General features: G+C 68.3%; 24 protein-coding genes. 14 read left to right on the top strand and 10 right to left on the bottom strand.

What is annotated here, in order from left to right:
* Positions 1 to 34 precede the first annotated feature (34 nt).
* The 3 genes from H6G99_RS03305 to H6G99_RS03295 all read left to right on the top strand — a co-directional run bounded on the left by H6G99_RS03305 (position 35) and on the right by H6G99_RS03295 (position 2,651).
* A complete protein-coding gene (locus H6G99_RS03305; RefSeq protein WP_502707664.1) occupies positions 35 to 772 on the top strand; it encodes a superoxide dismutase in 738 nt (245 codons plus the stop codon).
* Positions 773 to 851: 79 nt separating this feature from the next.
* The gene (locus H6G99_RS03300; protein WP_094584209.1) at positions 852 to 1,298 is read left to right on the top strand and encodes a cupin domain-containing protein; all 447 of its coding nucleotides are present in this window, start codon (positions 852 to 854) and stop codon (positions 1,296 to 1,298) included.
* Between the two features lie 270 nt (positions 1,299 to 1,568).
* The gene (locus H6G99_RS03295) at positions 1,569 to 2,651 is read left to right on the top strand and encodes a glycosyltransferase (protein ID WP_190609784.1); all 1,083 of its coding nucleotides are present in this window, start codon (positions 1,569 to 1,571) and stop codon (positions 2,649 to 2,651) included.
* Positions 2,652 to 2,772: 121 nt separating this feature from the next.
* Here H6G99_RS03295 and H6G99_RS03290 read toward each other — a convergent pair whose 3' ends face one another.
* Genes H6G99_RS03290 through H6G99_RS03270 form a run of 5 tightly spaced genes read right to left on the bottom strand, consistent with a single transcriptional unit; the run spans position 2,773 to position 8,888 of the window.
* Positions 2,773 to 2,988, bottom strand: coding sequence for a Nif11-like leader peptide family natural product precursor (locus H6G99_RS03290; protein WP_190609783.1), 216 nt, complete (start codon positions 2,986 to 2,988; stop codon positions 2,773 to 2,775).
* A gap of 43 nt (positions 2,989 to 3,031) precedes the next feature.
* Positions 3,032 to 5,776 carry a cation-translocating P-type ATPase gene (locus H6G99_RS03285; RefSeq protein ID WP_190609781.1) on the bottom strand — a complete coding sequence of 915 codons (2,745 nt, stop codon included), beginning with the start codon at positions 5,774 to 5,776 and terminating at the stop codon, positions 3,032 to 3,034.
* A 27-nt stretch (positions 5,777 to 5,803) separates the two neighbouring features.
* The gene (locus tag H6G99_RS03280; protein ID WP_190609780.1) at positions 5,804 to 6,451 is read right to left on the bottom strand and encodes a thermonuclease family protein; all 648 of its coding nucleotides are present in this window, start codon (positions 6,449 to 6,451) and stop codon (positions 5,804 to 5,806) included.
* Positions 6,452 to 6,479: 28 nt separating this feature from the next.
* Positions 6,480 to 7,859 carry a nicotinate phosphoribosyltransferase gene (locus H6G99_RS03275; RefSeq protein ID WP_190609778.1) on the bottom strand — a complete coding sequence of 460 codons (1,380 nt, stop codon included), beginning with the start codon at positions 7,857 to 7,859 and terminating at the stop codon, positions 6,480 to 6,482.
* A gap of 12 nt (positions 7,860 to 7,871) precedes the next feature.
* Positions 7,872 to 8,888: a bifunctional nicotinamide-nucleotide adenylyltransferase/Nudix hydroxylase gene (locus tag H6G99_RS03270; RefSeq protein ID WP_190609776.1), complete on the bottom strand. Its 1,017-nt coding sequence runs from the start codon at positions 8,886 to 8,888 to the stop codon at positions 7,872 to 7,874.
* Positions 8,889 to 9,195: 307 nt separating this feature from the next.
* Between H6G99_RS03270 and H6G99_RS03265 the strand changes: the two genes are divergently transcribed.
* The 5 genes from H6G99_RS03265 (at position 9,196) to H6G99_RS03245 (ending at position 12,497) form a co-directional block, all read left to right on the top strand.
* On the top strand, positions 9,196 to 9,471 hold the full coding sequence (locus H6G99_RS03265; RefSeq protein ID WP_190609775.1) for a hypothetical protein: 276 nt from the start codon (positions 9,196 to 9,198) through the stop codon (positions 9,469 to 9,471).
* Positions 9,447 to 9,911, top strand: coding sequence for a hypothetical protein (locus tag H6G99_RS03260; RefSeq protein WP_190609773.1), 465 nt, complete (start codon positions 9,447 to 9,449; stop codon positions 9,909 to 9,911). Before H6G99_RS03265 ends, H6G99_RS03260 begins: the two co-directional genes overlap by 25 nt.
* 206 nt (positions 9,912 to 10,117) lie before the next feature.
* A complete protein-coding gene (locus H6G99_RS03255; RefSeq protein WP_190609772.1) occupies positions 10,118 to 10,813 on the top strand; it encodes a phosphoribosyltransferase in 696 nt (231 codons plus the stop codon).
* Positions 10,810 to 11,949 (top strand): phosphotransferase enzyme family protein, encoded by a 1,140-nt coding sequence (locus H6G99_RS03250; RefSeq protein WP_190609770.1) that lies wholly within the window; start codon positions 10,810 to 10,812, stop codon positions 11,947 to 11,949. Before H6G99_RS03255 ends, H6G99_RS03250 begins: the two co-directional genes overlap by 4 nt.
* The gene (locus tag H6G99_RS03245; RefSeq protein ID WP_190609768.1) at positions 11,949 to 12,497 is read left to right on the top strand and encodes a DOMON-like domain-containing protein; all 549 of its coding nucleotides are present in this window, start codon (positions 11,949 to 11,951) and stop codon (positions 12,495 to 12,497) included. The genes H6G99_RS03250 and H6G99_RS03245 overlap by 1 nt, the downstream gene beginning before the upstream one ends.
* A 38-nt stretch (positions 12,498 to 12,535) precedes the next feature.
* On the opposite strand, the gene lipA is transcribed toward H6G99_RS03245, so the two are convergent.
* Both lipA and recR read right to left on the bottom strand, forming a co-directional pair.
* A complete protein-coding gene (gene lipA, locus H6G99_RS03240) occupies positions 12,536 to 13,459 on the bottom strand; it encodes a lipoyl synthase (RefSeq protein WP_190609766.1) in 924 nt (307 codons plus the stop codon).
* Between the two features lie 16 nt (positions 13,460 to 13,475).
* A complete protein-coding gene (gene recR, locus H6G99_RS03235; protein WP_233133770.1) occupies positions 13,476 to 14,045 on the bottom strand; it encodes a recombination mediator RecR in 570 nt (189 codons plus the stop codon).
* A gap of 229 nt (positions 14,046 to 14,274) precedes the next feature.
* Between recR and psbP the strand changes: the two genes are divergently transcribed.
* The 6 genes from psbP (at position 14,275) to H6G99_RS03205 (ending at position 21,177) form a co-directional block, all read left to right on the top strand.
* The gene (gene psbP, locus H6G99_RS03230) at positions 14,275 to 14,781 is read left to right on the top strand and encodes a photosystem II reaction center PsbP (protein ID WP_190609889.1); all 507 of its coding nucleotides are present in this window, start codon (positions 14,275 to 14,277) and stop codon (positions 14,779 to 14,781) included.
* 2 nt (positions 14,782 to 14,783) lie between these two features.
* Positions 14,784 to 15,848 (top strand): NAD(P)/FAD-dependent oxidoreductase, encoded by a 1,065-nt coding sequence (locus H6G99_RS03225; RefSeq protein WP_190609764.1) that lies wholly within the window; start codon positions 14,784 to 14,786, stop codon positions 15,846 to 15,848.
* Between the two features lie 32 nt (positions 15,849 to 15,880).
* Positions 15,881 to 17,239, top strand: a complete 1,359-nt coding sequence (locus H6G99_RS03220) for an NHLP bacteriocin system secretion protein (RefSeq protein ID WP_502707662.1) — start codon at positions 15,881 to 15,883, stop codon at positions 17,237 to 17,239.
* Positions 17,236 to 17,427, top strand: a complete 192-nt coding sequence (locus H6G99_RS03215; RefSeq protein ID WP_094584122.1) for a hypothetical protein — start codon at positions 17,236 to 17,238, stop codon at positions 17,425 to 17,427. Before H6G99_RS03220 ends, H6G99_RS03215 begins: the two co-directional genes overlap by 4 nt.
* A 210-nt stretch (positions 17,428 to 17,637) precedes the next feature.
* Positions 17,638 to 18,585 carry an ABC transporter substrate-binding protein gene (locus tag H6G99_RS03210; protein WP_286190934.1) on the top strand — a complete coding sequence of 316 codons (948 nt, stop codon included), beginning with the start codon at positions 17,638 to 17,640 and terminating at the stop codon, positions 18,583 to 18,585.
* 15 nt (positions 18,586 to 18,600) lie between these two features.
* Positions 18,601 to 21,177 (top strand): ATP-binding protein, encoded by a 2,577-nt coding sequence (locus H6G99_RS03205; protein ID WP_190609763.1) that lies wholly within the window; start codon positions 18,601 to 18,603, stop codon positions 21,175 to 21,177.
* Between the two features lie 66 nt (positions 21,178 to 21,243).
* On the opposite strand, the gene H6G99_RS03200 is transcribed toward H6G99_RS03205, so the two are convergent.
* From H6G99_RS03200 to H6G99_RS03190, 3 genes are all read right to left on the bottom strand, one after another.
* On the bottom strand, positions 21,244 to 22,341 hold the full coding sequence (locus tag H6G99_RS03200) for a GGDEF domain-containing protein (RefSeq protein WP_286190933.1): 1,098 nt from the start codon (positions 22,339 to 22,341) through the stop codon (positions 21,244 to 21,246).
* Between the two features lie 239 nt (positions 22,342 to 22,580).
* On the bottom strand, positions 22,581 to 23,987 hold the full coding sequence (locus tag H6G99_RS03195) for a chloride channel protein (RefSeq protein ID WP_190609761.1): 1,407 nt from the start codon (positions 23,985 to 23,987) through the stop codon (positions 22,581 to 22,583).
* Positions 23,984 to 25,771 carry a TolC family protein gene (locus H6G99_RS03190; RefSeq protein WP_190609760.1) on the bottom strand — a complete coding sequence of 596 codons (1,788 nt, stop codon included), beginning with the start codon at positions 25,769 to 25,771 and terminating at the stop codon, positions 23,984 to 23,986. Before H6G99_RS03190 ends, H6G99_RS03195 begins: the two co-directional genes overlap by 4 nt.
* Positions 25,772 to 25,786: the final 15 nt, after the last annotated feature.

The raw sequence follows: 25,786 nt of genomic DNA, 5'->3' as shown, positions 1-25,786 counted from the left end.
CGGTTAGAACCGACGCCACTGCCCTGTCCGGTCCATGCTCCTGCTTCCGTTCTTCCGGGTTCTTCGGGCCTGCGGCCTTGCCGCCCTGATGGCTCTGGGGGTGCTCATGGCCGACCCGGCGCCGGCGTTGGCCGCCTTTGTGCTGCCGCCACTGCCCTACCCGGTCGATGGCCTGGCTCCGGCGATCGCGCCCACCACGATGACGATCCACCACGACCGCCATCACGCCGCCTACGTGGCCAACCTCAACGCCCGGATCGCCGACCACCCCGAGCTGGAGGGGATGGCGCTGGAGGATCTGCAGGGCCGGATGTCGCGCTACCCGGCCGCCGTGCGCAACAACGGCGGCGGCCACTACAACCATTCCCTCTTCTGGCAGGTGATGGCGCCCCCGGGCCAGGGCGGTGCCCCTTCGGCGGAGCTGGAGGCGGCGATCACCGCGGCCTTCGGCTCCCCCGAAGCCCTGCAGCAGCGCTTTGCCCGGGCGGCGACCGACCGCTTCGGTTCGGGATGGGCCTGGCTGATCCGGCGACCCGACGGCAGCCTGGCGATCACCAGCACCGCCAACCAGGACAACCCGCTGATGGATCTGCCGGGCATCGAGCGGGGCGTGCCCCTGCTGGGTCTGGATGTCTGGGAGCACGCCTATTACCTCGACTACCAGAACCGCAGGCCGGACTACATCGCCGCCTGGTGGTCGCTGGTGAACTGGAACGAGGTGAACCGGCGCTTCGCCGCTGGCGGCGCGGCGACAACCGCGAGTGAATCCTGACAGCCGCGGTTGTCTGTAGCTGATACGACGACCGCCCGGGGAAATGGTCGCGAAAGTTAACGATATTGCCGTGACCACCATGGCCCTGTCCCGAACCGGCCTGTCCGGAACCGCCCTGTCCCGAACCGTCGAGCTCGTCCCCGTCCAGCGAACGCTCCACGGAGACGCCCTCTTCTCCGCGCCCCGCACCAGCGACGAGACCCTCATCGCCGAGATCGCCAGGGGAGACGCCTTCGAACTCTTCTGCCACCGCTTTCAGACCGATCAGCTGCTGGTGCTGCGGGGAGCGATCGATCTGGTGGTGCTCCAGAACCGCCAGCTGCGCCGCATCCCCCTGCGGGAGGACGAGGCCACCTGGGTCTGCATTCCCCCCGGGGTGCCCCACGGCGCCATCAACCGGGGCCGGATCCCCGCCCTGCTCGTCAATGCCGTGCTCCGCCACGGACCGAGTGATCCGAGGGATTACGAGCCCCATCCGGTGCCGCCCAGGTTCCGCAGCCAGTGGCGCCGGCTGGCGGTCGCCTGATCGACGCCCCGCACCCGCTCACAGGGCCTCGCCTTTTCCCAGGGGGGCCTCGTCACGACGAGGAGATTCCTTTACCGTTCGCCGGAGCTCGGATCGACCTGTTGGCATGGTTGTACGAGCTGCGAGCGCCAGACTTGCCCTCGGTGTTCCCGCTACCCGCAGCACCATCGCCATCAAGCCAACCTTTCTTCAGACGCTGGGGGAACCCCTGGCCCAGGCCCCAGGGCCGAAGGGTTTCTCATTGCGATGCTCCCCCGGCCGAGAAGATAGATGACCCTGCGCATCCTGCTTCTCAACAACTATTCCATGCATCGGGCCCGCCTCAGGTATGGCCAGGGCCTGACGGCCGGCCAGCAGCTCTGGGGAGCGGCCCATCTGGCCGACTTCGGCATCGAGACGCTCATCCCGCCCTACATCGATACGGCCAGGGGTGGTCTCCACGCTGATGTGTCCAGATTTTTCAAAGGGCCCTTCGTGCGTCAGCAGATCGCGGCCTGTGCCATGGCCGGATCGGTGGATCTGATCTACGCAGCTTGTCAATACAACACCCGCATTCTTGCCTACCTGCGCAGTCGTAACCTGCTCAGGATTCCCCTGGTGGCTTTGATCCATCACCCGGTCCACCCCCTTGAGGTTCCTGGACTGGTGGCCGGCCATGATCGTCTGCTGTTTCTAACCCAATCGGCTCTGGAATCGGTGCGCCGTCTGGCACCGGATCAGGCTGGCAAGCTGGAGCTGATCGACTGGGGGGCGGATCTGGAGTTCTATCCCACCTGGAGGCCTCCCGAGGCCAGCGAGCGGATCAGGATCGTGTGTGCCGGCAAGTCGAAGCGGGACCATGACACCCTGGCCCGGGCGCTGCAGGGTCTGCCCGTGAACGCCGAGATCTTCTGCAGCGATGTTTCGGCTCCGGAGGCCGGATCCGTGGATGCCAACACCAGCGTCATCATCACCAGCTCTGATCAACGGAAGCGATCTCTTCAGTACCACCGGGATGTGATCGATGCCTATGTCCGCTCCCACATCATTGCCATACCCCTGCAGGCCACACCGATGCTGGCGGGCCTCACCAGCCTGCTCGATGCGATGGCCATGGGGCGCGCCGTGATAATGACCCGAAATGCTCCGCTGGATATCGACGTGGAACGGGAAGGATTCGGCATCACGGTGGAGCCCGGCGATGTGGCCGGCTGGCGCCAGGCGATCCTGTCTCTGCTCCAGGATCCCGACAGGGTTGCTGCGATGGGACGCCGGGCCAGGGAACGGGTGGAATCCCGTTACAACCTGGGCCGGTTCACGGCGTCACTGGCAGCAGCGTTGAAGGCGGCAGCCGGCCGTGATGGGCAGAGCTGAGTTGAACCTGCTCGGCAGAACCGGCGATGGAAGATGGCGTAGCGCCTCCGATGTGCGTTTAAGGGCTGGCCTTGTCGGCGATGGCACTGGGGGCGGGGCGCAAGGAGGGGTCAGGCAGGAATCAGTTGTATTCCCCGGGGATGTCCTGCTTGGTCACCGTGACCCGACCGACCTTCTTCCCCGAAAGGCGCAGCAACTCATCGCCCGAGAAGTCGAAGACCCTGCCCGCGGCGATCTGGGCGACGTCGTCGGCGGTGGCGGCGGCCAGCACCTCGGCGCGCAGGGCCTGGTCGTCCTGCATGCGGGCCAGGAAGGAACGGGCCTGATCGAGGCTCATGCGCCGGTGGGGGTGGCGTGGCCGTCCAGCATGGCGCAGGCCGCTAGCGGCTCCACCACTTCTCCAGCTCCAGGTAGGTGACGAACACCAGGCTGACGCCCCCGCAGGCCCCCAGCTCGCTGGCCGTCAGCGGGGTGACGCCGAAGAAATGGGCCAGCGGCGCCACATACAGGAGCATCAGCTGCAGGGCAGCGCTGACCAGCACCGCCCCCAGCAGCCAGGGGTTCGCCGCCGGAGCGGAGCGCCACAGGGCCCGATCGCTGCCGGCGGAGAGGGCATGGCCCAGCTGGGCCAGACAGAGGGTGGTGAAGGCCATCGTCTGCCAGGGCCGTCCCAGCCGGGCGGCCACCACCATCAGCGCCACCACCAGGGCACCGAAGACCAGTCCGATACGCAGGATGGCGCTGCCCAGACCCCGGGCGAAGATCGATTCGCCGGGCTCGATCGGCGGCTGACACATCAGATCCTCGGCGGGCGGGCCCAGGGCGAGGGCCAGCGCCGGCAGTCCGTCGGTCACCAGGTTGATCCAGAGGATCTGCAGGGGGGTGAGGGCCAGCCCGAGCAGCGGCGCCGAGCCGATGGTGATCAGTTCGCCCAGGTTGCAGCCGAGGATGAAGCGCACGAAGCGGCGGATGTTGGCGTACACCTGCCGGCCCTCCTCCACGGCATTGACGATCGAGGCGAAGTTGTCGTCGAGCAGCACCACGTCGGCCGCCTCCCGGCTCACGTCCGAGCCGCTGATGCCCATGGCCACACCGACGTGGGCCTGGCGCAGGGCCGGGGCGTCGTTGACCCCGTCCCCGGTCATGGCCACCACCGCACCGGTGGCCTGGAGCGCCCGCACGATGCGGAGCTTCTGCTCCGGCACCACCCGGGCGAAGAGGCTGGTCCGTCGCACCAGCGCTTCAAGCGCCGACGCGTCGAGGCCCTCCAGCTCCGGGCCCTGAACGATCGGGCTTCCCGGTTCCGCCAGGCCGATGGCCTCGCTGATCGAGCGCGCCGTCAGCGGATGGTCGCCGGTGACCATCACCGGCCGGATGCCGGCCCCACGGCAGCGGGCCACGGCAGCGGGCACCTCCGGCCGGGGCGGATCCCGCTGGGCCATCAGGCCCAGCAGCACCAAGGACTCCAGCCCGGCCTGCGGGCCCCCATGCCGGGGGGCGGCGGCGAAGGCCAGCAGCCGCAGCCCCGAGGCGGCCAGTCCGCGGGCCTGGGCCAGCCACCAGTCCCGCTGGGCCTCGCTGAGGGGACGCACCCCCGCGCCGTCCAGCCAGCGGTCGCAGCGGTGCAGGATCGCCTCGGGTGCTCCCTTGGCGATCAGCAGCAGGGAGCCCCCGGCGGGGCTCAGACCCAGGACTGGGGGGCCCAGAGGTGCCGTCAGGCGGCCGTCGGTGTCCCTCACCCACACCGCCATCATCCGCTGCTCCGAGCAGAAGGGCATCTCGTGGGCACGGCCGTGCAGCGCCCGCAGGCTGGTGGCCTCCAGGCCCGCCCGGGCGGCGATCTCCAGCAGCGCCACTTCGGTGGGATCGCCCATTCCCCCCCGCTGCTGGGGCTCGGCGTCGTTGCACAACACCCCGGCCTGCAGCAGCAGCTCGAGGTGGCCGGGGCTGAGCCCGGCCACGGCCCCCGGCGGCGCTGCCAGCTCGGTGGTCAGGAAGCCATGGCGGCTGTCGTCGGCCCCCCGGCCGCCCTGGTGCTCCTCGTCGGGGCGCAGGGCCAGGGTGCCGCAGCGGAGCTCGGTCACCACCTGCCGGTTCTGGGTCAGGGTGCCGGTCTTGTCGGTGCAGATGACGGTGATGGCGCCCAGCGCCTCCACGGCGGGCAGGTGGCGGACCAGGGCGGCGCGACGCACCATCCGCTGGGTGCCGATGGCGAGGCTCACGGTGATCACCGCCGGCAGCCCTTCCGGCACGATCGCGACGGCGGTGGAGAGGGCCAGCTCCAGCAGCGCCAGGGGGGAGCCGCCGAGCAGCCAGCCCCCCAGCACCACCGCCGCCACGAGCCCCAGGGCCCAGGCCACCAGCCGGCGGGAGAGGTCCGCCAGCCGTTGCTGCAGGGGCGTCGGCTCCGGACGGGCGGTGTGGATCAGCGTGGCGATGCCTCCCAGCACGGTGGCCATGCCCGTGGCGGTCACCACCGCCAGGCCCCGGCCCCGCCCCACGGCGGTGCCGAGGAAGAGGCAGTTGCTGCGCTCCACCAGCGGCGTGTCAGCTGCCAGGGGCGGTTCGGGGCGCTTGCCGACCAGGTCGGCTTCGCCCGTGAGGGCCGACTCCTGCGCTCCCAGGTCGCTGGCCTCGAGCAGCCGGACGTCGGCGGGCACCCGATCACCGCTCTCGAGGCGGATCAGGTCCCCCGGCACCAGCTGGTCAGCGGGGAGGCCCTGCCAGCATCCGTCGCGGCGGACGCGCGCCAGGGGCTGGGCAAGATCCAGCAGGCTGCGCAGGGCCAGCAGCGCCCGGCTCTCCTGCAGGTAGCCGAGCAGGGCGGTGAGCCCCACGATCAGCAGGATCGCGATCGCATCCTTGGGGATGGCGTGGTCCACCACGGCCAGCCCGGCGGAGACTGCCGCCACCGCCAGCAGCAGGAGCAACATCACGTTGCTGAACTGGTCCAGCAGGATCCGCCAACGACCCGGCCCCGGCGGCAGGACGAGCCGGTTGGGGCCCGTGGTGGCCAGGCGTTCGGCCGCGGCGGCCCCGCCCAGCCCCTCCCTCTCGACCCCGAGCCGGCGCAGGCATTCCGGCCCGGACAGGGCCTGCCAGTCCGTGGCCTCGGGAGGGATCATGGCCAGCCACCCTGTGGCCCCTGAACCCTAGGAGCGCAGACTTTCGCAGGCCTCCCCGTCGCCATCGGAGTCCAGGTAGCTGTGGCCCTGGCGCAGCAGCTCCTGGGCCCTGGCATGGGAGCCGATCTGGCTGCAGAAGTGGCGGCGGCCGTCGGGGGTGGTGCCATCGGGGATCCGGGCGGAACGTCGGCCGCGCCTGAAGTCCCAGGGCCGGGTGATCCCACCCGGCACCCGCCAGACGCCGAGCCCCTGGCGGCGGGCCCGTTCCTCGGCCTCCAGGTAGGCCGCCCCGTCGCAGCCGGCCAGATAGCGCCGGTAGGCGAAGGCCAGGCCGTCCTCCACCAGGGCCAGGTTGATGTTGGTGTCACGGATCACCTCGGCCACCGTGCGCCCGAAGCGGTCGGTGCTGTGGGGTTGGATCGTCACCGGCCGCCCGACGGCCAGGCGCATCAGGAGGGCCTGGCGCGCCTGCTGGCCCCATGGGCTCTGGGCCGTTTCGGGGGCATCGATGCAGGCCAGGCGGATCGTGATCCGCTCCTGGCCGCGGCGCACCCGCAGGGTGTCGCCATCGCCGACCGAGACCACGGTGGCCCGGAAGGCCGGCGCCGCTGCCGCGGGCCCGCCCTGCAGCAGGGCCAGCAGGATCAGCAGCAACGGCAACCGGTGGCCGGGCATGGCGCCGGGGGGCAGGGAGGGCGGCCCCTCAGCCTTGCATCGCCCGGGAGCGCACCTCCTCGAGGCTGCAGCGCCGCCGCAGCGCCCCGTTCTCGAAAACGGTCTGCAGGCAGCTGGCCGGATGGGGCTCCGGTCGCTCCAGCACCACCGTCCGGTACCCCCGTTCGTCGCGGATCAGGTCGAGCACGCCGGCCTTGCTGGTCTTGGCGGGATCGGTGATGGGGCACTTGTGCACCGGCCGGATCCGGCCGGCCCGCTCCACCCACGACACCTTGTAGGCGAAGCGCTGGCTGTCCCGGTTCACCTGCTGCAGCAGGCCGCCACCCATGCCGAAGGCCACGTTCTCGACGCTGAAGCCCGCCGCCAGGATCGCCTCGATCACCAGCGGCAGGCTGGTGGCGGTGATGCCATCCCCCTGGATCACCCGCACGTGCTCCAGCACCCGGTAGCCCTTGCCGTTGAGCCGGCTGCCGAAACGGGCCTCCAGGCGCCGCAGCAGCTCGGGGACGATCGCCACCGGGTCGCCCGAATCGGGCCGGATCACCACGGTGGCGCCCGAGGCGATCACCTGCTCCCGCAGCTGCTCCCCCCAGAGATGGTCGACGGCGTTCCAGAGGTCGTAGGCGTCGGAGACCACCGCCAGCACGGCACCGGGCCTGGCGAAGCGGTCGAGCATGGTCCGGTAGGCCTCCAGCTCGTGCTCCTGCCCCCAGGCCAGGATCGTGGAGTGTTCGGCGGCCGGAATCGAGAAGCCGGCCATCGGGCCGTCGTAGTGGCGCCGGCCCGCCACCAGGGCGGCGACGGTGTCGGTGCCGCGGAAGGCCACCAGGTGGGCCAGGCCGCCGATGGCGGCACTTTCCCGGCTCGAGACGCCGCGGGAGCCGAAGTCGTGCAGGCGGAAGGGGAGTTCGGCGGCCGGGTCATCGGCGGAGCGCTCCAGGCCTGCCCGCAGGAGCTCGCGGAAGTGCCAGCTGCGGGTGGCCACGGTGGTGGGGTACCAGAGGCGCAGCAGCAGGGTCTCCACCCAGGTGACCAGCCAGGCCAGGGCCGGATCGGTGGACTCCACCGTCATCAGCACGTTGCCGGTGGGTACCCGGCTGCCCTCGGGGACGGCCCGGATGCGCAGGGGCAGCCGGCCGCCATGGACGCTGAGGAGACGCTGCCAGCCCTGGTGGTTGAAGGGCAGGCCGTGGGCGCTCCAGAGGTCGGCGGCCTCCTCCCCATCGCCCCGGGTGACGGGCCGCTCCAGGGTGTCCTGCAGCAGCATCTGCAGTCCGAAGAACAGGGTGTCGGGGTTTTCGCCGCCGCGGCTTTCCATGTAGGCCCCCATGGCGGTCAGATCGGGGGGGTACTGGAGCCAGTGGCTGCCCTTGTAGCTGTCGGTGTCGAGCAGAAGATTGAAGTCCATGGTGTGCGCTGCTCAGAGTCGCGAGATGAAGTGCTGGATGATCTGGACGTGGTCCTCGAAGAAGCTGTCTTCGTGGGCGTAGATGTCGGCGAGGGGCATCCAGAAGGCCTTCTCGGCGTCATCGCCGCCGCGGACGGAGGGCAGGGCCCCGCCCTTGAGCTGGATCAGGAAGGCGTGGGTGATCACCCGGCCGCGCTGGGAGCGTCCCGGAGCATCGAAGACGTGGCGATCGGCGATCGATCCCTCCAGCACGGGCTTGGGCACCTTGAGGCCCGTTTCCTCCCGCAGCTCCCGCAGCATTCCATCGACCACCTGCTCCTGCTGGTTGAGGTAGCCCCCCGGCAGGGCGATCAGCCCCTGGCCCGGCCGCACCCGGCGGCGCACCACCAGCACATGGCCCGACTGGACCACCACCGCATCGGTGGTGACGAAGGTGGGCGGGTAGGGCGCCACCGACCACAGCTGGCGGTAGCCGGCGATGTAGTCGGCCTCCTGGCGCAGCCAGCGGTAGCGGCCCGTGTCCCGGTAGTCCGTCAGGAAGGCCCGCACCGCCTCCGGGACATGGGCGGCCCACTCGGTTGCAGCGGCGTCAGAGAAGTAGGCCTGGCGAATGGCCGTGGAGTGGACGTCGCTTTTGAGGGGCACATCCTGAAAGTCCCACTGAGGAAACAGATCGAGGTAGTAACTGCTGCGATCCTTCCGGTGACCGATGAGCAGCACCCGTTCGTCCTCGGCCGTGACGGCGAGCACTTTCTGCTGCACCTCCGCCAGCCAGAGATTGTCGGAGTAGAGATGGTCGCGGATCGGGATCACCTCCAGCCGCCGCTGCCACGCGGCCGGAAGGGCGGACCGGATCATGGCCTCCCGTTCCTCGCTGCTCCAGGGGTTGCGGTTGTCGGGGGCACAGCGGTGGCTGCCGAGCAGCAGGATCAGCCGATCGGCCCTCTCCAGGGCCGCTTCGACCAACCCGAAATGCCCCACATGGAAGGGCTGGAACCGTCCGATGAGGACGGCGACGTCGTGATTCATGGTGAACCTCAGAATCCCTGAGATGAAGCCCGCCTCAGCGGCAGACTGCACTGATCTAGCACGTCCATGGCGACTGTCAACGGCGGGGGTCAATGTCCGGGCGTCACGATCCGCAGGGGCCACCGCAGAGCGGAGATGGTGTGACGTTGCCTGGAGCTGAAGGTCATGGAGGCCGGCCGCCCATAGCCTGAGGTCTGAGGAAGCATGGGACCCTCTCCTTCCGATGAGACCTCCTCTCTGATCAGAAATCTCAGCATCTTCACGGCTTCGGTGGTGTCTCTCCGGGGCTTTCCAGGCCTGGAGCTCGATGCAGATCACCCACTCTCTTGAGGAGGCCAGGCGAACGCAGGCCTTCTCCAGGCAGATCCTCGATCAGATGGACAATCTCACGGGCGAGAATGAAACCAAGGGCAAGGTTGCCCTGATTGGCCTCTGCATCATTGCGGCCAATGACAAAGACAAGATGAATAGCGCCAACATCGCGCTCCAGAGCGGAAAGAACAACCTCAGAGATGCCGCGGCATTCCTGAGCAGTCAACCTGCAAGAACGCCCTGGAGATGCTGGCGCGTACGGAGGATGTGATCGTGCAGCGCCAGATCCGCAAGGAAGACAAGCTGATCGGCGAATCGCCAGCGGCTCGCCAGCAGAAGGCCGTGGTGAAAGCTCAGGTTCAACCCTCGCCGGTGGCCCAGGCTCTCGAGGAGATCACGACGGCCAAGATCGCCGCCTCCGACCTGCAGGGTTGGATCTACATCGGCAAGGCGCATCCCTCCGGCGCCCTTCTCGACGACCGCACCATCAACATCGCCAGGAAGCCCTCCCCCAATGCCGATGTCACCACCATCACGTCGGTGTATCTGGGTTCCCAGAACACGATCCGCTCGGATTCGTCCCTCGGCATCATCCCCAGGGGACAGGTTCTGCGGATCCACGCCCTCAGCTTGAGAGCGATCGCGGCCGGCACCGAGGCCGTCTGGGCCAAGGTGAAGACCCAGAGGGGCTCCCTCCAGAGCGTCCCCTGACAGGGGAGCGGCAACCGCTCCGGGTGATGGCGGCAGCAGCGCGATGCAGCCGCGGATGTGCTGCATCCGCCGCCTGGGGCGGTGGCTAGCACGGGGAAGGAGGGGGCGGGGTTTCTTACGGGTCCTGCCGGGCGCGCCCGTGGCCACCACGCCGGTCCGTGGAGCCCGGGCGCCTTCGCCAGATCCGTCCCGCCGTTCCCGTCGCCATGGTGCTCCGCGCTCCCCTCTGGACCAGCCGCCACCAGGCGGGCCTCGCCCTGGCCGAGGCCTTCGCCGATCGCCGGGGCCACAGCGGCGACACCACCCTGGTGGCCGTGCCCCGGGGCGGTGTGCCGGTGGCGGCCGCGATGGCGTCGCGGCTGGAGCTGCCCCTGGTGACCTGGTCGGTGCGCAAGGTCGCCGATCCCAGCTGGCCCGAACTGGCGATCGGGGCCGTCGCCGCCGGCGGAGTGGTGGTCTGGCGCAACGGGGCGGGGGGCCGGCAGCGGGCCACCACGGCAACGGAGCACGGCTGGTTGCGGGATCAGGAGCTGGAACTGCAACGGCGGCAGCGCCGGTTCGGGGACCCACCCGCCGATCAGCTGCGCGGCCGGCACCTGATCGTGGTGGACGACGGCATCGCCACCGGCATGACGGTGAAGGCGGCGCTGCTGTCCCTGCGCCGTGTGCGCCCAGCCTCCCTGGCCCTGGCGGTGCCGGTGGTGGATCGGGACGTCGCCGGCGAACTGGGCCGCCTGGTGGAACGCATGGAGGCCCTGGCCGTCGTCAGCGACCTGCAGGCCGTTGGGCTCTGGTACGAGCACTTCGAGCAACTCAGCGACCGTCAGGTGCTCGCCCTTCTGCAGGGCTGCCGGGGCGGCATACCATCAACCCCACCTGCGCCACCGCTGAGCGGCCCATGACCCTGGGGGAATCCGACGGCGCCCTGGTCTCCATCGCCGAGGCGTTCGAGCTTCCCGGCCGGGTTAGCAGCCTCGATCCTCTGGGCAGCGGCAACGTCAACGAGAGCTTCGTCGTCGTCTGCGACGGCCCGCCCGAGCGGCGGTTCGTCCTGCAGCGCCTGAACCGCAGGGTGTTTCCCCGGCCCGATCTGGTGATGGCCAACATCCTCGCCCTCGGGGAGCATGTCGACCGGCGCCTGGCAGGGGAGGGCTTCCCCCTGGGGGAGCGGCGCTGGGAGGTCCCCCGGGTGGTGCGTTGCCGCGCCGACCAGCGGCCCTGGGTGGAGCGGGGGGACGGCTTCTGGCGCCTGATCACCTTCGTCGAATCTTCCAGGAGCTTCGATCTGGTGACCAGTGCCGACCAGGCCCGGGAGGTGGGCGTCGGCCTGGGTCTGTTCCACCACCTGATCAGTGATCTGTCTCCGGAGCGGCTGGCCGACACCCTGGAGGGCTTCCATGTCACCCCCAGGTATCTGGAGCAGTACGACGCGGTGCTGGCCGGCGCGCCGGCCGCGGCCGGGGGCGACGTCAGCCATTGCCGGGCCTTCGTGGAGGAGCGCCGGGACTTCGCGCCGGTGCTGGAGGCGGCCAGGGTGAGCGGCCGTCTGCGGCTTCGCCCCATCCACGGGGACCCCAAGGTCAGCAACGTGATGCTGGAAGCCGGCTCCGGCCGGGCCGTGGCCCTGGTGGACCTCGACACGGTGAAGCCCGGGCTGATCCACTACGACATCGGCGACTGCCTGCGCTCCTGCTGCAACCCCCTCGGCGAGGAGACGGCGGATCTGGAGGCCGTCCGTTTCGATGTGGACCTCTGCCGCGCGGTGCTGGGCGGCTACCTGTCCGCCGCCTCAGGCTTTCTCACCGAGGCCGACTACGACCACCTCTACGCCGCGATCCGCCTGATCAGCTTCGAGCTTGGCCTGCGTTTCTTCACCGATCACCTGGCTGGAAACGTCTACTTCCGGACGGAGCGGCCCGACCACAACCTGCAGCGGGCCCTGGTGCAATTCCGGCTGACGGCCAGCATCGAGGCCCAGGAGCGGCAGATCCTCGCGGTGATCGACGAGCTCCGGGCCGGCTGCGCCAGCCGCCTCTGATGTCCGGGACGCTCCGCCATGGCTTCGACCTGCGCCCCTTCGGTGCTGACGGTCCCTCGCCGGGACTGCGGCTGGAGGGTGAGGTCTGCCGGGAGGGGGGCCTGCTGCGGCTCCGCTACCGGCTGAGCGGCGCGATCGAGACGGTGCAGCTGCCGCCACCGGTCGCCTCGCCCACACGGAGGGACGGGCTCTGGACCACGACCTGCTTCGAGTGCTTCTGGGGCCTCGAGGGGGAGCGGCCCTACTGGGAACTGAACCTGTCCCCGGCGGGCCACTGGAACCTGTACCGGCTGGAGGACTACCGGCTGGGGCTGCGGCCGGAGCCTGGCTACGACCGGCCCCTGCACCGGGTCAGCCAGGGGGGCGGAGTTCTGTCCATGGAGCTGGATCTGCCGCTGCCGGACCCGATTGCCCCCGATGCCCCCCTGCAGGTGGCGATCGCCGCCGTGATCGAGGACCGCCACGGCCAGCTGAGCTACTGGGCCCTGGTCCATCCGGGGGCCGAGCCCGATTTCCACCGCCGGGACGCCTTCCTGCTGCGGCTCTGAGCGCGTCCCGGGGGCTTCAGGCGCCGGGCCCTTCGGAGTCACTCTCCGGGGCCGGAGGCTTCGGCGTGGTAGCTGCTGCGCACCAGGGGGCCGCTGCGCACCTGGGCGAAGCCCATGCCGCGGGCGATGGCGCCCAGCTCCTCGAACTCCTCCGGCCGCCAGTAGCGGGCCACGGGGATGTGGGCGAGGGAGGGGCGCAGGTACTGGCCCAGGGTGAGCCGCTGGCAACCGGCGGCCCGCAGGTGCTCCAGGGTGGTGACCACCTCGGCGGCGGTCTCCCCGAGGCCCAGCATCAGGCCGGATTTGGTGGGAATCCCCGGCGCCAGTTCCCGGGCCATGGCCAGCAGATCCAGGGAGCGGCGGTAGGTGGCGCCGCGACGCACCTCCCCCTGCAGGCGCTCCACTGTCTCGAGGTTGTGGTTGAAGCACACCGGCGCGGCCGCCAGCACTGCCGCCAGCCGCTGGCGCTGGGCCCGGCGACCCGCTTCGGGATCCGGGTGTCCGCCCCAGAAATCGGGCGTCAGCACCTCGATCAGCACCTGGGGATCCCGGCGGCGGATCGCCGCGATGGTGGTGGTGAAGAGGCTTGCCCCGTGGTCGGGGAGGTCGTCGCGGGCCACGGCGGTGAGCACCACGTAGCGGAGGCCGAGCTCCTGCACCGCCTCCGCCACCCGCTCCGCCTCGGCCCCGTCCAGGGGCACCGGGGCCATGCCCTTGTCCACCTGGCAGAAGGCGCAGCTGCGGGTGCAGATCGGCCCCCCCAGCAGGAAGGTGGCCGTGCCGGCGGCGTAGCACTCGCCCCGGTTGGGACAGCGGCCCTCCTCGCAGATGGTGTGCAGCCGCTGGGCTTTGACCACCCCCTGCACCCGTTCGGTGGCCGAGGCCTCTCCAAGGGGACGGCGGATCCAGTCCGGCAGCCGCTCGGAGGGAGGGATGGCGCTGTAGCGGCTGGTGGCGGTCATGGTGTCGCGGTGGGGTTCATTCCATGCGCCGGCGTCCCTCGAACGCCCGGGCCAGGGTGACTTCGTCGGCATACTCCAGCTCCCCCCCCACCGGCAGGCCGTAGGCGATGCGGGTGACGCTGGTGAACGGTTTGAGCAGCCGGGCCAGGTAGAGGCTGGTGGTGTCCCCCTCCACGCTGGGGGTGAGGGCCAGGATCACCTCGATCGCATCCTCCCGGTCGACACGCTCCACCAAAGGCTGGATCTGCAGCAGCTCCGGACCGATGCCATCCATCGGTGAGATCAGCCCGCCCAGCACGTGGTACTGGCCGTGGAATTCACGGCTGCGTTCCATCGCCAGCAGGTCGCGGGAGTCGGCGACCACACAGATCTGGCCGTTGCGGCGCTCCTCATTGCGGCAGATCTCGCAGAACTCCTCGGCCGAGAGATGGAAACAGCGCCGGCACTGGCCCACCTGGCTGCGGGCCGCCAGCAGGGCATCGGCGAAGCTGCGGATCTGCTCCTCCGGCTGGCGCAGCAGGTGCAGGGCCAGTCGCTGGGCCGTGCGGGGCCCGATGCCGGGCAGTCGTTCGAACTGGTCGATCAGCCGGGCCAGGGGTCGGGTGAAACCGCTCAGCGGACCGGCTGCAGGTAGGAACGAATCTAGGCGGCACGCTCGCGGCGGGCGACGGCGCCGGGTGAGGATGGCCCCGGCTCCCGCCAGCTCCCCCGCCCCGCCCCGTGCCATGGGTTTCCCCGCCACCCACCAGCCCGTTGCCCCCGCCGCCGCCGGCCCCTGGCGAGCCCGCGCCGGCTCCCTGCTGGCGGGCCTGTTGATGACTCTGATGCTGGTGGGCTGCAGCGCCGCCGCCGCGGGCCTGAACTCCTTCCAGAGCCCGGATGGCCGCTACGCCTTCCTGTACCCCACCGGCTGGACCCGGGTGCAGGTCTCCAATGGTCCCCAGGTGGTCTTCCACGACCTGATCAACAGCGACGAGACCCTCAGCCTGGTGGTGTCGGAGGTCACCCCCGACCGGGACCTCAGCCAGCTCGGCAGTGCCGTCGAGGTGGGCGAGACCCTGCGGCGCAGCGTCATCTCCCCGGAGGGCAGCGGCCGCGACGCTGAACTGGTGGAGGCCCACGAGCGCGAGCAGGGCGGCCGCACCTACTACGACCTCGAGTACACGGTCCATCTGGCCGACCGGGACCGCCACGAGCTCGCCACGGTGGTGGTCGACCGCGGCCGGCTCTACACCTTCGCCGCCAGCACCAACGAAGCCCGCTGGAACAAGGTGAAGGACCTGTTCGCCGTAGTGATCGGCTCCTTCACCCTGCAGATCTGAGCGTGGCCGCCCCCGGCCGGCTGACCGTCATCGGGGGCGGGCTGGCCGGCAGCCTGCTGGCCCTGGAGCTGGCGGAGCGGGGCCTGGCGGTGACCCTGATCGATGCGTCGGAGGCCACGGCCACGGCCCTCAGCTATGGCGGGGTGGCCTGGTGGGCCGGGGCTCCTGGCCCCCTGGGACGGCTGCTGCGCCAGGCCCCCGCCCGCTGGCGACGGCTGCAGGCGCGCCATGGGCGGCTTGGCTGGCGGGGCTGCGGCCTGCGCCTCCATGGCGGCGACTGGACCACCCCCCTGCTGCGCCCCCCCTTCGCCCAGGTGGACACCGCCGTGCTGATGGCGGCCCTGCCCGGGGTGCTGGCGGCGGCCGGGGTTGAGCGGCGGCCCGGCAGGGTGGTGGCGCCGCCTCGGCCCCTGTCCGGTGGCTGGCACCTGGAGCTGGAGCCGGGCGGCACCCACCTGGCGGATCAGGTGGTGCTGGCGGCCGGAGCCGGCAGCCGCGCCCTGGCCCCCGGCCTGCCGGAGCGCCATCGCGCCAGCTGGGCCGGGGTGCTGACCCTGCCGGTGCGCCCGAGCCTTTCCTCAGCGTCCTCCAGTCCCTGGCTGGGGCACGCGGCCCGGCGCCGCATCGTTCAGCCGCGGCACTGGCAGCGACCGTCCCTGGAGGCCCGCGCCCCGGAGCTGGGGGAGGAACGCTGGATCGTTGATGCCGGTTTCGCCCCCCAGGGGGAGGGACTGCTGCTGGGGCAGATCAGCCTGGTGCGGCCGGGCCTGGACAGCGGCGAGCCGCCCGATGCGGCCGTCATGGAACGCCGGCTGCGCCAGGCCCTGGCCGGGCTCGATCCGGTTCTGGCCGCCCTGCAGGGCCCCTACCGCCAGGTGCCGGTGGCCTTCTGCAGCGGCGGGCTTCCCCTGGTGGGGCCCCTGGGCGGCGCGGCGGGTCTGTGGGTATTCAGTGGCTTCGGCGGTGCCTTCGCCCAGGTGCCGGTGCTCGCGCCCCTGCTGGCCGATGTGATCGCCGGGGCGGCCGATCCGGCGGTTCTGGCCGGATTCGGCGTCCTGCCGGGCTGACAGGCGGCCTTCCATCCAGCATGCTGGCGGCGATGGCCACCTCCGCTCCCCCGACCGGTGCAGCCCTTCCGCCCGGAGCAGCCCAGTCTCGCCGGCCGGTGGCGGCCCTGCGCCGCCGTTGGAGTGGCCTCAGCGACCGGGGCCAGGTGGGTGCCTGTCTGGTGGCGATGGGCGGGGCCCTCGGGCTCTGGGTGCTGTTCTGGCCCGTGCCCACCGAGGTGATGGGGCAGGGGGTGCTGATCTACCCCGACACCGCCGGCCTGCTCGATGCCCGCGCCGGCGGGCAGGTGCGGCGCCTGCGGGTGGCTGTGGGGCAGGAGGTGCGCAAGGGGCAGGTGCTGATGGAGCTGTATCTGCCGGTGCTCGACCGCCAGCTGCAGCAGCAGCGCGGCAACCTCGCCCAGCTGGAGCGCGACAACCGCGACCTCGACAGGCGCGATGCCCTGCGGCTCTCCAGCGAGCGACTCAGCGTCGACACCGCCCTGGCCAAGCTGGCCCAGGATCGGCGCCGCTATCAGGAGCTGGCGGCCACCTACGCGGAGAAGGTGCGCAACCTGCGCTGGCTGAGCAAGCGGGAGGTGGTGGCGCCCCTGGCCTCCGAGGTGGTGGCGGCTGAGCAGGGGCTGACCAGCACCAGCGTCAGTCTTGATGCGGTCAGGATCCAGGAGAAGGACCTGCTGACCCGCTACGAGCAGGTGCGGCTGGATATCCAGACCCAGGCGTTGCGGCGCCGCTACCAGATCGACGACATGCGCCGTCAGATCCGGGTCACCGAGGCCCGTCTGGCTTTCGACGGCCAGGTGCTCGCCGACCGGGACGGCACCGTGCTGGATCTGCAGGTGATCCAGGGCCAGACGGTCGCCACCGGCCAGCGCCTTGGCACCCTGGGCCGGGCCGGGGGCGGCGCTGCCGGGGGGCCGCGGCTGCAGGCCGTGGCCTACTTCGCCCCGGCCGATGCCCGCCGACTGCCGGCCGGCCTGCCGGTGGAGGTGGTGCCCCTCTGGGACCAGCGGGGCCGGTTCGGCGGGATCGTCGGCAAGGTGGTCCAGGTGCTGGCCCTGCCGGCCACGGAGGAGGACATCTCCACCACCATCGGCAACCCCCAGCTGGCCCGGGACCTGCTCAAGCACGGACCGGTGATGCGCACGGAGATCGCCCTGGAGCGGGACCCCGGCAGCCGGGACGGCTACCGCTGGACCCTCTCCGGCGGCAGTGGGGTGTTCCCTGTGCGGGAGGGCCTGACGATCGCCGCCCATGCCTACGTGGAGTGGCGCACCCCGATCACCTACGTGATTCCGGGCCTGCGTTCCCTCACGGGCGGCTACCGCAGCCTGCGAATCGATCGGCTCTGGGACCGTCCGTCCCTGCGTCAGAGTGGGTCTCCGCCATGAGTGATCGTCGCTGGTGGCAGATCCGCAATCCCCTGCTCCGTCAGGAGCTTCCCTGGCTGGTCAGCGAGGTGGTGCTGCTGGTGGTGCTGTGCAATGCCAACCCACCGGAACTGTGGTTCTGGCTGGTGGTGCTCCTGGTGATCCTGGGTTACAGGATCGAGCGCTGGTATGCTTCGCGGCCGGAATGATCTTTCGCCTGGGTATTTCGCCCGACCAGTGATGATCTCCTGCTCGTAAAATTTAGTCGCGGATAAACTTTCTCCTCAATTCCTGAAGCATTGTTTCCTGTGAGGCCGACAATGGAAGCCATGCATACCAGCTCCGTGTTGGAACAGAAAACGCTGAGAACGCCGAGAATGCTGAGACCGCGGAGTCGGCCGGCGTGGTTCCTGATCGGCATGGTCGCCCTGGCCATGATGGCCACGCTGACGAGTTGCTTCGGTCCGTCAGCAGCGCCCCTGAGAATCGGCGCCAACCTTTGGACGGGATACGAAACCCTCTTTCTGGCGAGAGATCTGGGAGAACTCAAAGGCAAGCCCATCAGACTGATCGATTTTCCATCCGGGACCGAGGAAGTCCGGGCCTACCGCAACGATGAGATCGACGGAGCCGGCCTGTCGATTGATCAGGTGATCACCTTGGCTGCCACCCAGGGGGACATCAGGATCATTGCCGTTATGGACTATTCCAACGGTGGTGATGTGATCCTCGCCAGGCCTGGCCTGACAGAGATGCGAGACCTGAAGGGAAAGCGCATCGGCGTGGAGTCCACCGCCCTGGGAGCTTTCTTTCTCGCCAGAGCCCTGGAGCTCAATGGCATGACCCCCCAGGATGTCAAGGTGGTGTCGTTGGAGTTGAGTGATCACGAAGCCGCCTACAAGGCTGGCAGGGTTGATGCGGTGGTGACCTTCGGCCCGGCTCGGACCAATCTGCTGAAGGCGGGAGCCATCCAATTGTTCGACAGCAGCCTGATCCCGGGCGAAATTGTGGATACGCTTGCTGCCAGCACCCGGGCGATCACCGACAACTCCGAGAATCTGCAGGCCCTCGTGGCGGCAAGATTCAAGGCCTTGGATTATTTTCAACGGAATCCCGCCGATGCCGCCCGGCGCATGGCCAAGCGCACCCAGGTGAAGCCGGAGGAGATGCTGGAGGCTTTCCGTCTCATCCAGCAGCCATCCCTTGAAGAGAATGTGGCGTTGCTGAGTCAGCGGGATCCAGCCCTGGTGGTCTCTATGACAAATCTGATCCAGGTCATGCATGAAAACGGGCTAATCACGAAAAAGATCGACCCAGCCAGTCTCCTGGATCCACAGTTTGTCGAACGTGTACGGGCTGGACGTTAGGTGTTCGCTGACGTCATGACGCGTTTCCCTCCACCACTTCGCTTCACGATCCCGGCGCTGATCGTCGCCAGTGGCTTTTCCTTGGGTGCCATCAAGTTTGCCCTGGAAGTTCAAGATGTGAATCGTCGAACCGAGCAAAGCGCCACCATTTATCTGAAGTCTTCGGTCTCCCAGGCGGTTCGGATGGTTGACTATCTTTATCGAACAGTCGATGAAGGTGATCAAGTTGTTGCATTGATCAGCCAGCTGGGAACGAACCCAGGCTATCGGAGCGTGATCCTGTTCAATGACAAGAACGTCGTGCTCCGTGCCAATGACTACGGCCTGGTGGGCCAACCCCTGGGGGCGACCAACGCCGCGCCATTGGCGCCCATCTTTTCCGAGACCCGACGTACGCTTCGGGGAGAGGTCCGCCTGTCCAGGGACCGCCTTCATCTGTCGGCCGTTTATCCCATTCTGCTCAAACCCCTGGCGAATGAACTGAAGCCGTCTCGCGTCGGAATCTTCTACGTTGATTACAGCCTGAAAGAGGCGAAAAGCAGCGCCTTCCGTGAAGCATTCAGCCGAACGCTGGCCTTCAATGGTCTCCTGGTTGTTCTCGGAATCTGCGTATGGCTCTTTTTTCAGTACGCGCTGACCAGCCGGATCAGGAAGCTGATCGATGCCAGCCATGCCCTTGGGGAAGGGGACCTGGCGGTGAGAAGCGGTTTGGGTGGCTCCGATGAACTGGCAGGGATATCCGTGGCGTTTGATCAGATGGCGGAGAAAATGGAGCAGAATGCCGTGCACTTGCAACGGCAGGTGCAACGAGAACTGATCCTGCGTGAGATCACCGAGAGGATTCTGACGTTTCTTGAGCTCAAGCGCATCTTTCAGGTGGCGGTTAATGAAATGCTTCCCTATCTCGCGGTTGACCGGGTAGCCATTTACCGCTTTGATCAGGAGTTCCAGTGTCATCGGGGTGCCTTCATTGCCGAGGCTGTTCATCCAGAGACGGAATCGTTGTTATCTGTTTCCATTGAGGATACGTGTTTTGACGATGCCTTGGTGGCGCGCTATCTCAAGGGCGGAAACCAGGTCATTGACGACGTGGCGACAGCTGACCTGGAGCCCTGCTACCGAGAGCTGCTTCTTGGATTGAAGATTCAATCCAATCTGGTGGTTCCCTTGATCTGCGGTTCCCGTCTATGGGGGCTGCTCTGTATGCATCACTCCAAGCGGCCTCGTCACTGGACCGAAGAAGATGTCCAGGTCGTGAATCATGTCGCGAGCCAACTGAGTATCGCCATCCAGCAGGCTGATCTGTTCACCAAGCTGGAAGACGAATTGCAGGAGAAGAAGCTTGCTGAAGAACGCCTGATCACGGTGAATGAGGAGCTGGCCTCCACCAATGATCAGCTGGCCCGCTCCACGCGCCTGAAGGATGAGTTCCTGGCCAACATGAGCCATGAGCTGCGAACCCCGCTGAATGGGATCCTCGGCATGGCCGAATCGCTGCAGGACCATATCTATGGTGAGGTTTCCACGATCCAACGCAAGGCATTGGAAGAGATCGAACGCAGTGGTAACCATCTGCTGGAGTTGATCAACGATATTCTTGACATCACCAAAATCGAAGCCGGCAAGCTTGAGGTCCACCTCCATCCTGCCTCGATCACGCTGCTCTGCCACTCCTGTATCTCCACCATTCAGAGAATGGCGGAGGCCAAGTCGATCCTGCTTTCATCAGAGATTGAACCTGATCTGCCTGTCGTCCTGCTGGATGAGCGGCTGCTCCGACAGGTTCTCATCAATCTCCTGAGCAATGCCGTCAAGTTCACTCCCGAGGCAGGAACCGTTCGCCTTGAGGCCAGGCTGGTCCGTTCCCCACAGGCTTCATCGGGCCAGGCCACGCTTGAGCTCTGCGTGATCGATTCGGGAATCGGCATCGATCCCGAGGATCAGAACAAGATCTTCCAGCCATTCGTGCAGATCGAGAGTGGTCTGAATCGCCAGTTCACAGGCTCAGGCCTTGGCCTCTCGATCGTGAAGCGAATCCTCCTGGCGCATGGTGGTGACATCGGTGTGCAATCGAGCCTGGGGACGGGTACACGCTTCGATGTTCATCTTCCCGTCACGCTCGTCCCTGCGACAGCCACGGATGGTTCTGTTCCCGAATCGGGGCAGACTGACACGGACGAACCCGATTCCCGCGCTCCAATGGATCGGCCTTCAATCTTGCTGGCCGAGGACAGCAGGGTCAACCGCATGATCTATTCCCGCTATCTCACCGCTAAGGGATACCAGCTGCATGAGGTGGTCAATGGCCAGGAAGCGATTGATTTCCTGCGGGAGCGTGTTCCGAGTCTGTTGATTCTCGATATGTCGATGCCGATCGTGGACGGCTTCACTGTCCTGCGCATGATTCGCTCCAGTGACAGGCCAGAGCTCGTGGCATTGCCCATCGTCGTGCTGACGGCCCTGGCCATGAAAGGTGATCGGGAAAAGTGCCTGGCTGCCGGTGCCAGCGAGTATCTGGCCAAGCCAGTGAAACTCCAACAGCTGGATCAGACGATCAGGAAAATCCTGGAGACGGCTGGCCAGAAATGTTGACATGTTGGTGCATGATCGCCGATCAAGCGGCAGCCATCCAATCGGTTACTGCCCCGGACGGGAGGATCAGCCGGTACGTTCCTGAAGTTTGCTGTTGAAACCGGCCAAGGCGCGGTCGGCCTCTGAAACTACGGGGTCGCTTGGTTCGCGATCGTCCAGGTAGTGGTTTCGCAGCTTCTTGATCTCCTCCATCAAGGCCTCTCCATCGGCCAGCAGCTCGACAATCGTTTCATGCCGCTCCGGCTGATAGGCCGTGATACCGAAAGAGAACGCGATGGGATACCCATTGTTCGTCAGTCCGTGGGCCTGGCTGAGGGCCTTCTTGATGCGATCGACAACGATCTCTGCCTGTTCCCGGGTCGCGTTGATCAGCAGGACCACAAACTCATCACCCCCCATTCTGGCCACCACATCGGAGTCTCGGCAGACATCCTTGATCCGATCTGCCAGGTTGATCAGCACGTCATCGCCCGCTTGACGCCCATGGAGCTGATTGAAGCTCTGGAAATCGTCCAGGTCGAGATAGAGAAGCGAAACAGGCGTTGCCTGGCGTGTGCAGAGTTGCAGACTCTGCTGGGCGAGGGCAAGGAAGCCGCGGCGGTTCTCAAGGCCGGTGAGCTGATCCCTGATGGCAAGAAGCGTGGAGGCGATCTCCTGTTCCACCACTTTCGCCAGATCCTTCAGGATCTCGATCTGATCCTCATCAAGGGTTCGGGGCACCTGATCGACGATGCAGAGCGTTCCGATCTTGCGATTGTCCACCGTCAGAGGACAGCCGGCATAGAAGCGGACATGGGGCTCGCCCAGGACCAGAGGATTGTCGTGGAAGCGTTCATCTCCAAGGGCATCGGGGACGATGAACGCGTCGGAGCCGAGGATCGCATGGCCGCAGAAGGAAACGGTTCTGGGGGTTTCTGAAACTTCGAAACCCACACAGGATTTGAACCATTGCCGGCTTTCATCCAGGAGGCTGACCATTGAGATCGGCACCTTGAAGATGCGCCTGGCCATCCGGGTGAGACGGTCGAAATGGGGGTCGTCCTGCGCCGAGTCCAGCAGGCGGAGCGACCGGAGCTTGGCGAGACGAAGGCGTTCGTCGTCTGGGGTCTCGGGTGGTTTCAAACGGTCCCTCTCTGGGTCATGACGGGTCGACAGGACAAGCATCGGTACGAGCAAGTGATGGGTGAACTCCCGATTTCAGGGAGCCGTGGTGGACACCGCCATCCTGAGTAGGGGATTCCATCCGTTGCGGGAATCAATCCGTTAGGGGCTGGGATTGCCGATTGTTAACCGTGAGTATTCATCGGACAGATTAGCGTGATTTTCCTGTCCCTTCCGGCCGTTGTTCCTTAGCGCCGACTTCAGCGCTGCTGTCATTGAAGGAAAGGATGGACGGCAAGCTTTCAGTCGTCTTTCAGTTTCCTTGCGCCGCTGGCTGCGTGGGCCTCCAGCCAGCGTTCCAGCTGTACTTCGTTCCAGGTGTCCTCGCTGACCCAGCGACCGATCGGCGCCGCCAGGGCGGCCACCAGCAACAAGAGCGGCACCAGGGCGACCGTACCGGCGATCTGGGCCACGAACAGCGCGCAGAACAGAGGCGTGCGGCAGGCGCCGCTGAACAGGGCTGTCGCTGCGGTCCATACCAGCAGCTGACGTTCCAGGGGCGGCAGGTCCCCGATCAGGGGCCCGGCCAGCAGCGCCCCCAGTGACATCGCGTCGTGCATCACACCGCCAGGGGCGCCGATGGCGATGCTCAGTACCGAGGCGAGCAGCCTCCAGGGGAGGATCTCCAGCCCCGGGCGATCCTCCCCGTAGGCCATGCGCAGGATCAGCAGCTGTCCGTCGTTGAGGCTCCACCCTTCGCTGGCGACCGCCGCCAGGCTGATCACCAGGGCGGCCACCAGAGCGCCCATCAGCGGCCGGGAGACGGCCGCCCCCCGCGCCTCTGCAGGCGTTGAGAGCCACTGGCCCCAGCGCTTGGCCATCCAGGCGGTGGCGGCGCTGAAGACTCCCCCCAGCCATCCCGCCCCGAAGGTGAGCAGCAGGGCCGGTGCGATCAGGTGGGGGCCACCGCCCACCAGCAGACTGATGCCGGCGTGGTGGGCCGGGGCCGCTTCGGCCGTGCTCTGCCACAGGCCCGTCGCAGCTCCGACCACGACCCCCAGCCCCGTGGTCAGCAGGGTGCCGTTGATCAGCGCCGCCGAGCGCCGCCGGCAGAGCTCCTCGACGGCATAGGTGACTCCCAGCAGGACGGAGTTGAAGGCGATGCCCAGGCCGGCCCCGGCGCCGGTCGCCAGCAGCACCGGCAGTGGCAGACGCTTCAGGGGGCCCACCTTCTCCCGCAGCGCCAGCAGCAGGCTCGCCCCCAGGGAGGCGGAGGGGGACTCCAGCCCCACCGTCAGGCCGGCGCCGTGGGTGAGCAGCAGAAGCGGCAGCCGGGCCAGCTGGCGCCTGAGATCCAGGGAGGCGAGGGCTGCGCTGCGGGCGGGGCCCTGCTGCACCTGCTCCAGCTGCAGGGCCAGCACCCCGGTGAGCCCGCCCCCCCGGCCGCCCTTCAGGGGGCCGTTCGCCAGCAGGGTCAGCAGCACCGTGCCGGCGAACACCAGCAGCAGGCTGCCGCCGGGGATGCCCCCATCCCCGCCCAGGGGCCAGGCCTGCTGGAGGCGGAAGCCGAGGGCCGAGAGCCACTGGTAGGGCTGCAGCAGCAGCAGCAGCGGCAGCGACACCAGCAGCAGGGCAACCACCTGGCCCAGGCGCAGACTGCCGTCACGACGGGCATCGGCGGCATCGATCGCTTCCGCTGGAATCGTCATGGGGTCCATTCGAGGCGCGCCGGAACCGCCGCATCGGGGTCCGTCGGCATGGGCAGCAGTTCGCGCAGCAGCTGGGCGTAGGTGATGTTCACGTTCACGGTGGCCTCCAACCGCTGGACCAGACTGGCGATCAGCCGTTCCTGGGTGTTGGAGAGATCCAGCTCGCTGCTCAGCCCCGCCTGGTAGCGCAGGCGGGCGTCCCGGAAGGCCTCCAGGCTCGCCGCCACGCCTCGCCTGGCGGCCACCAGCCGAGCCAGGCTGGCCTCGTGGCCCAGGAAGGCCTGCTCGATCCGCAGCCGGATGTCGTTGCGCTGGGCGGCGTACTGCTCGGCCACCGCCGCACCCCGTCGGGCCAGGGCCCGGGCCTGGCCCCGGGTGGTGCCGGCGTCGAACAGCAGCCAGCTCACCGCCAGGCCCACCGACCAGTCGGTGCCGTAGGTGTTGAGGGAGGTGGCCACCGTGGTGCCGCAGCAGCCTCCGTCGGCGATGCGCACGTTCCAGTTGTTGGCGTTGCTGGCCCCGGCCCCGGCGCTGGCGAACAGCGACAGCTTCGGCAGCAGCTCGGCAGCGACCGCATCCTTCTGGCGCAGCAGCGCCTCGCGGGTGGCCAGCAGGGCTTCCAGTTCCGGGTTGTCCCGGAAGGAGGCCAGCAGGCTGGCCTCCAGGTCGAGGGGCCAGCGCGGCTGCAGGCGGATCGGGTCGCTGGCGGTGGGGGTCAGCTGGGGCGGCAGGTTGAGCAGGGCCGCCAGCCGCCGGCGGGCGACCGCCCGTTCCGCCAGGGCCGCGATCAGCTGCTCCTGGCCGTCCGCTTCGATCGCCTGCCGCCGCAGCACGTCGAGCCTGGGCACCAGCCCGGCCTGCTTGAGATCCAGGCTGTCCTGCAGGATCAGCAGGTCGTTGCGCACGACGGCCTCGCGGATGCGCACCAGCTGGTCGGCCCGCTGCAGCTGGTAATAGCTCTCGCTCAGGGCCAGTTGCAGCCGCCGCAGGGCATCGGCGTAGTCCAGACGGCTGCCGCGCAGTCGCGCCAGGGCGGCCCGCGCCTTCGGTGTGCGGGCCAGATCCAGGAGTTCGTAGCGCAGCTCAAGGCCGCCGCTCACCCCGTTGGCGTTGTTGTTGAGGGAGCCCCTGCCGCCGGGGGGGATGAAGAAGGGGTTGCTGGGGGCGAACAGGCTCCCGGTGCCGGTGGGGGAGAAGAAGCTGGTGCTCGCCTGGTCGGTGCCGCCGGCGGCGTAGGCGGAGATCCGGGGCCAGTAGGTGCCCATCTGGCTCTGCAGCTCGGCCAGGGCTGCCGCCACCGCTTCGCGGCGGGCCTGCAGGCCCGGACTGTTGGCGAAGCCGATCGCCAGCGACTGCTCCAGGCTCAGGGCCTGAAGCTGGCCCGGACGGAGATCGCCGGCCTCCGGCAGCGCCAGGGGCGGCAGGGGAACGCTGTCCTGCGGTGGCCCGGGAACCGCGCTGGCTTCCGCCGGCCCCAGCAGCGCCCCCGGCAGCGCCGGCCTGGCGGACCCGTCACCGTGGTGGGGTGCCGCCTCGGCGGGCAGCAGCTCCTCAAGGGCACGGATCTGGCGATCGAGCTCGTTCCAGCGGCGCTCGAGACGTCGCACGTCGCCGGCGCTGGCCGCCGGCAGGGGTTGGCCCGCGACGGGCCCCGTTCCAAGGCCGAGACCGAGCACCATCCCGGGCACCATCCCCGCGAGGATCCCCCTGGCCAGGGGCCGCCCCGTTCCGCTGCCCCCCATGGCCTCCCGCTCCCCCCATCCGGCGCCCAGTTTGCTCGACATCGGCCTCCCCGGCTC

The sequence above is a fragment of the Synechococcus sp. FACHB-909 genome (genome assembly GCF_014698945.1).
Classification (GTDB): domain Bacteria; phylum Cyanobacteriota; class Cyanobacteriia; order PCC-6307; family Cyanobiaceae; genus Cyanobium.
Note: the sequence above shows the minus strand (reverse complement) of the source record. Positions and strands in the feature narration are given on the sequence as shown.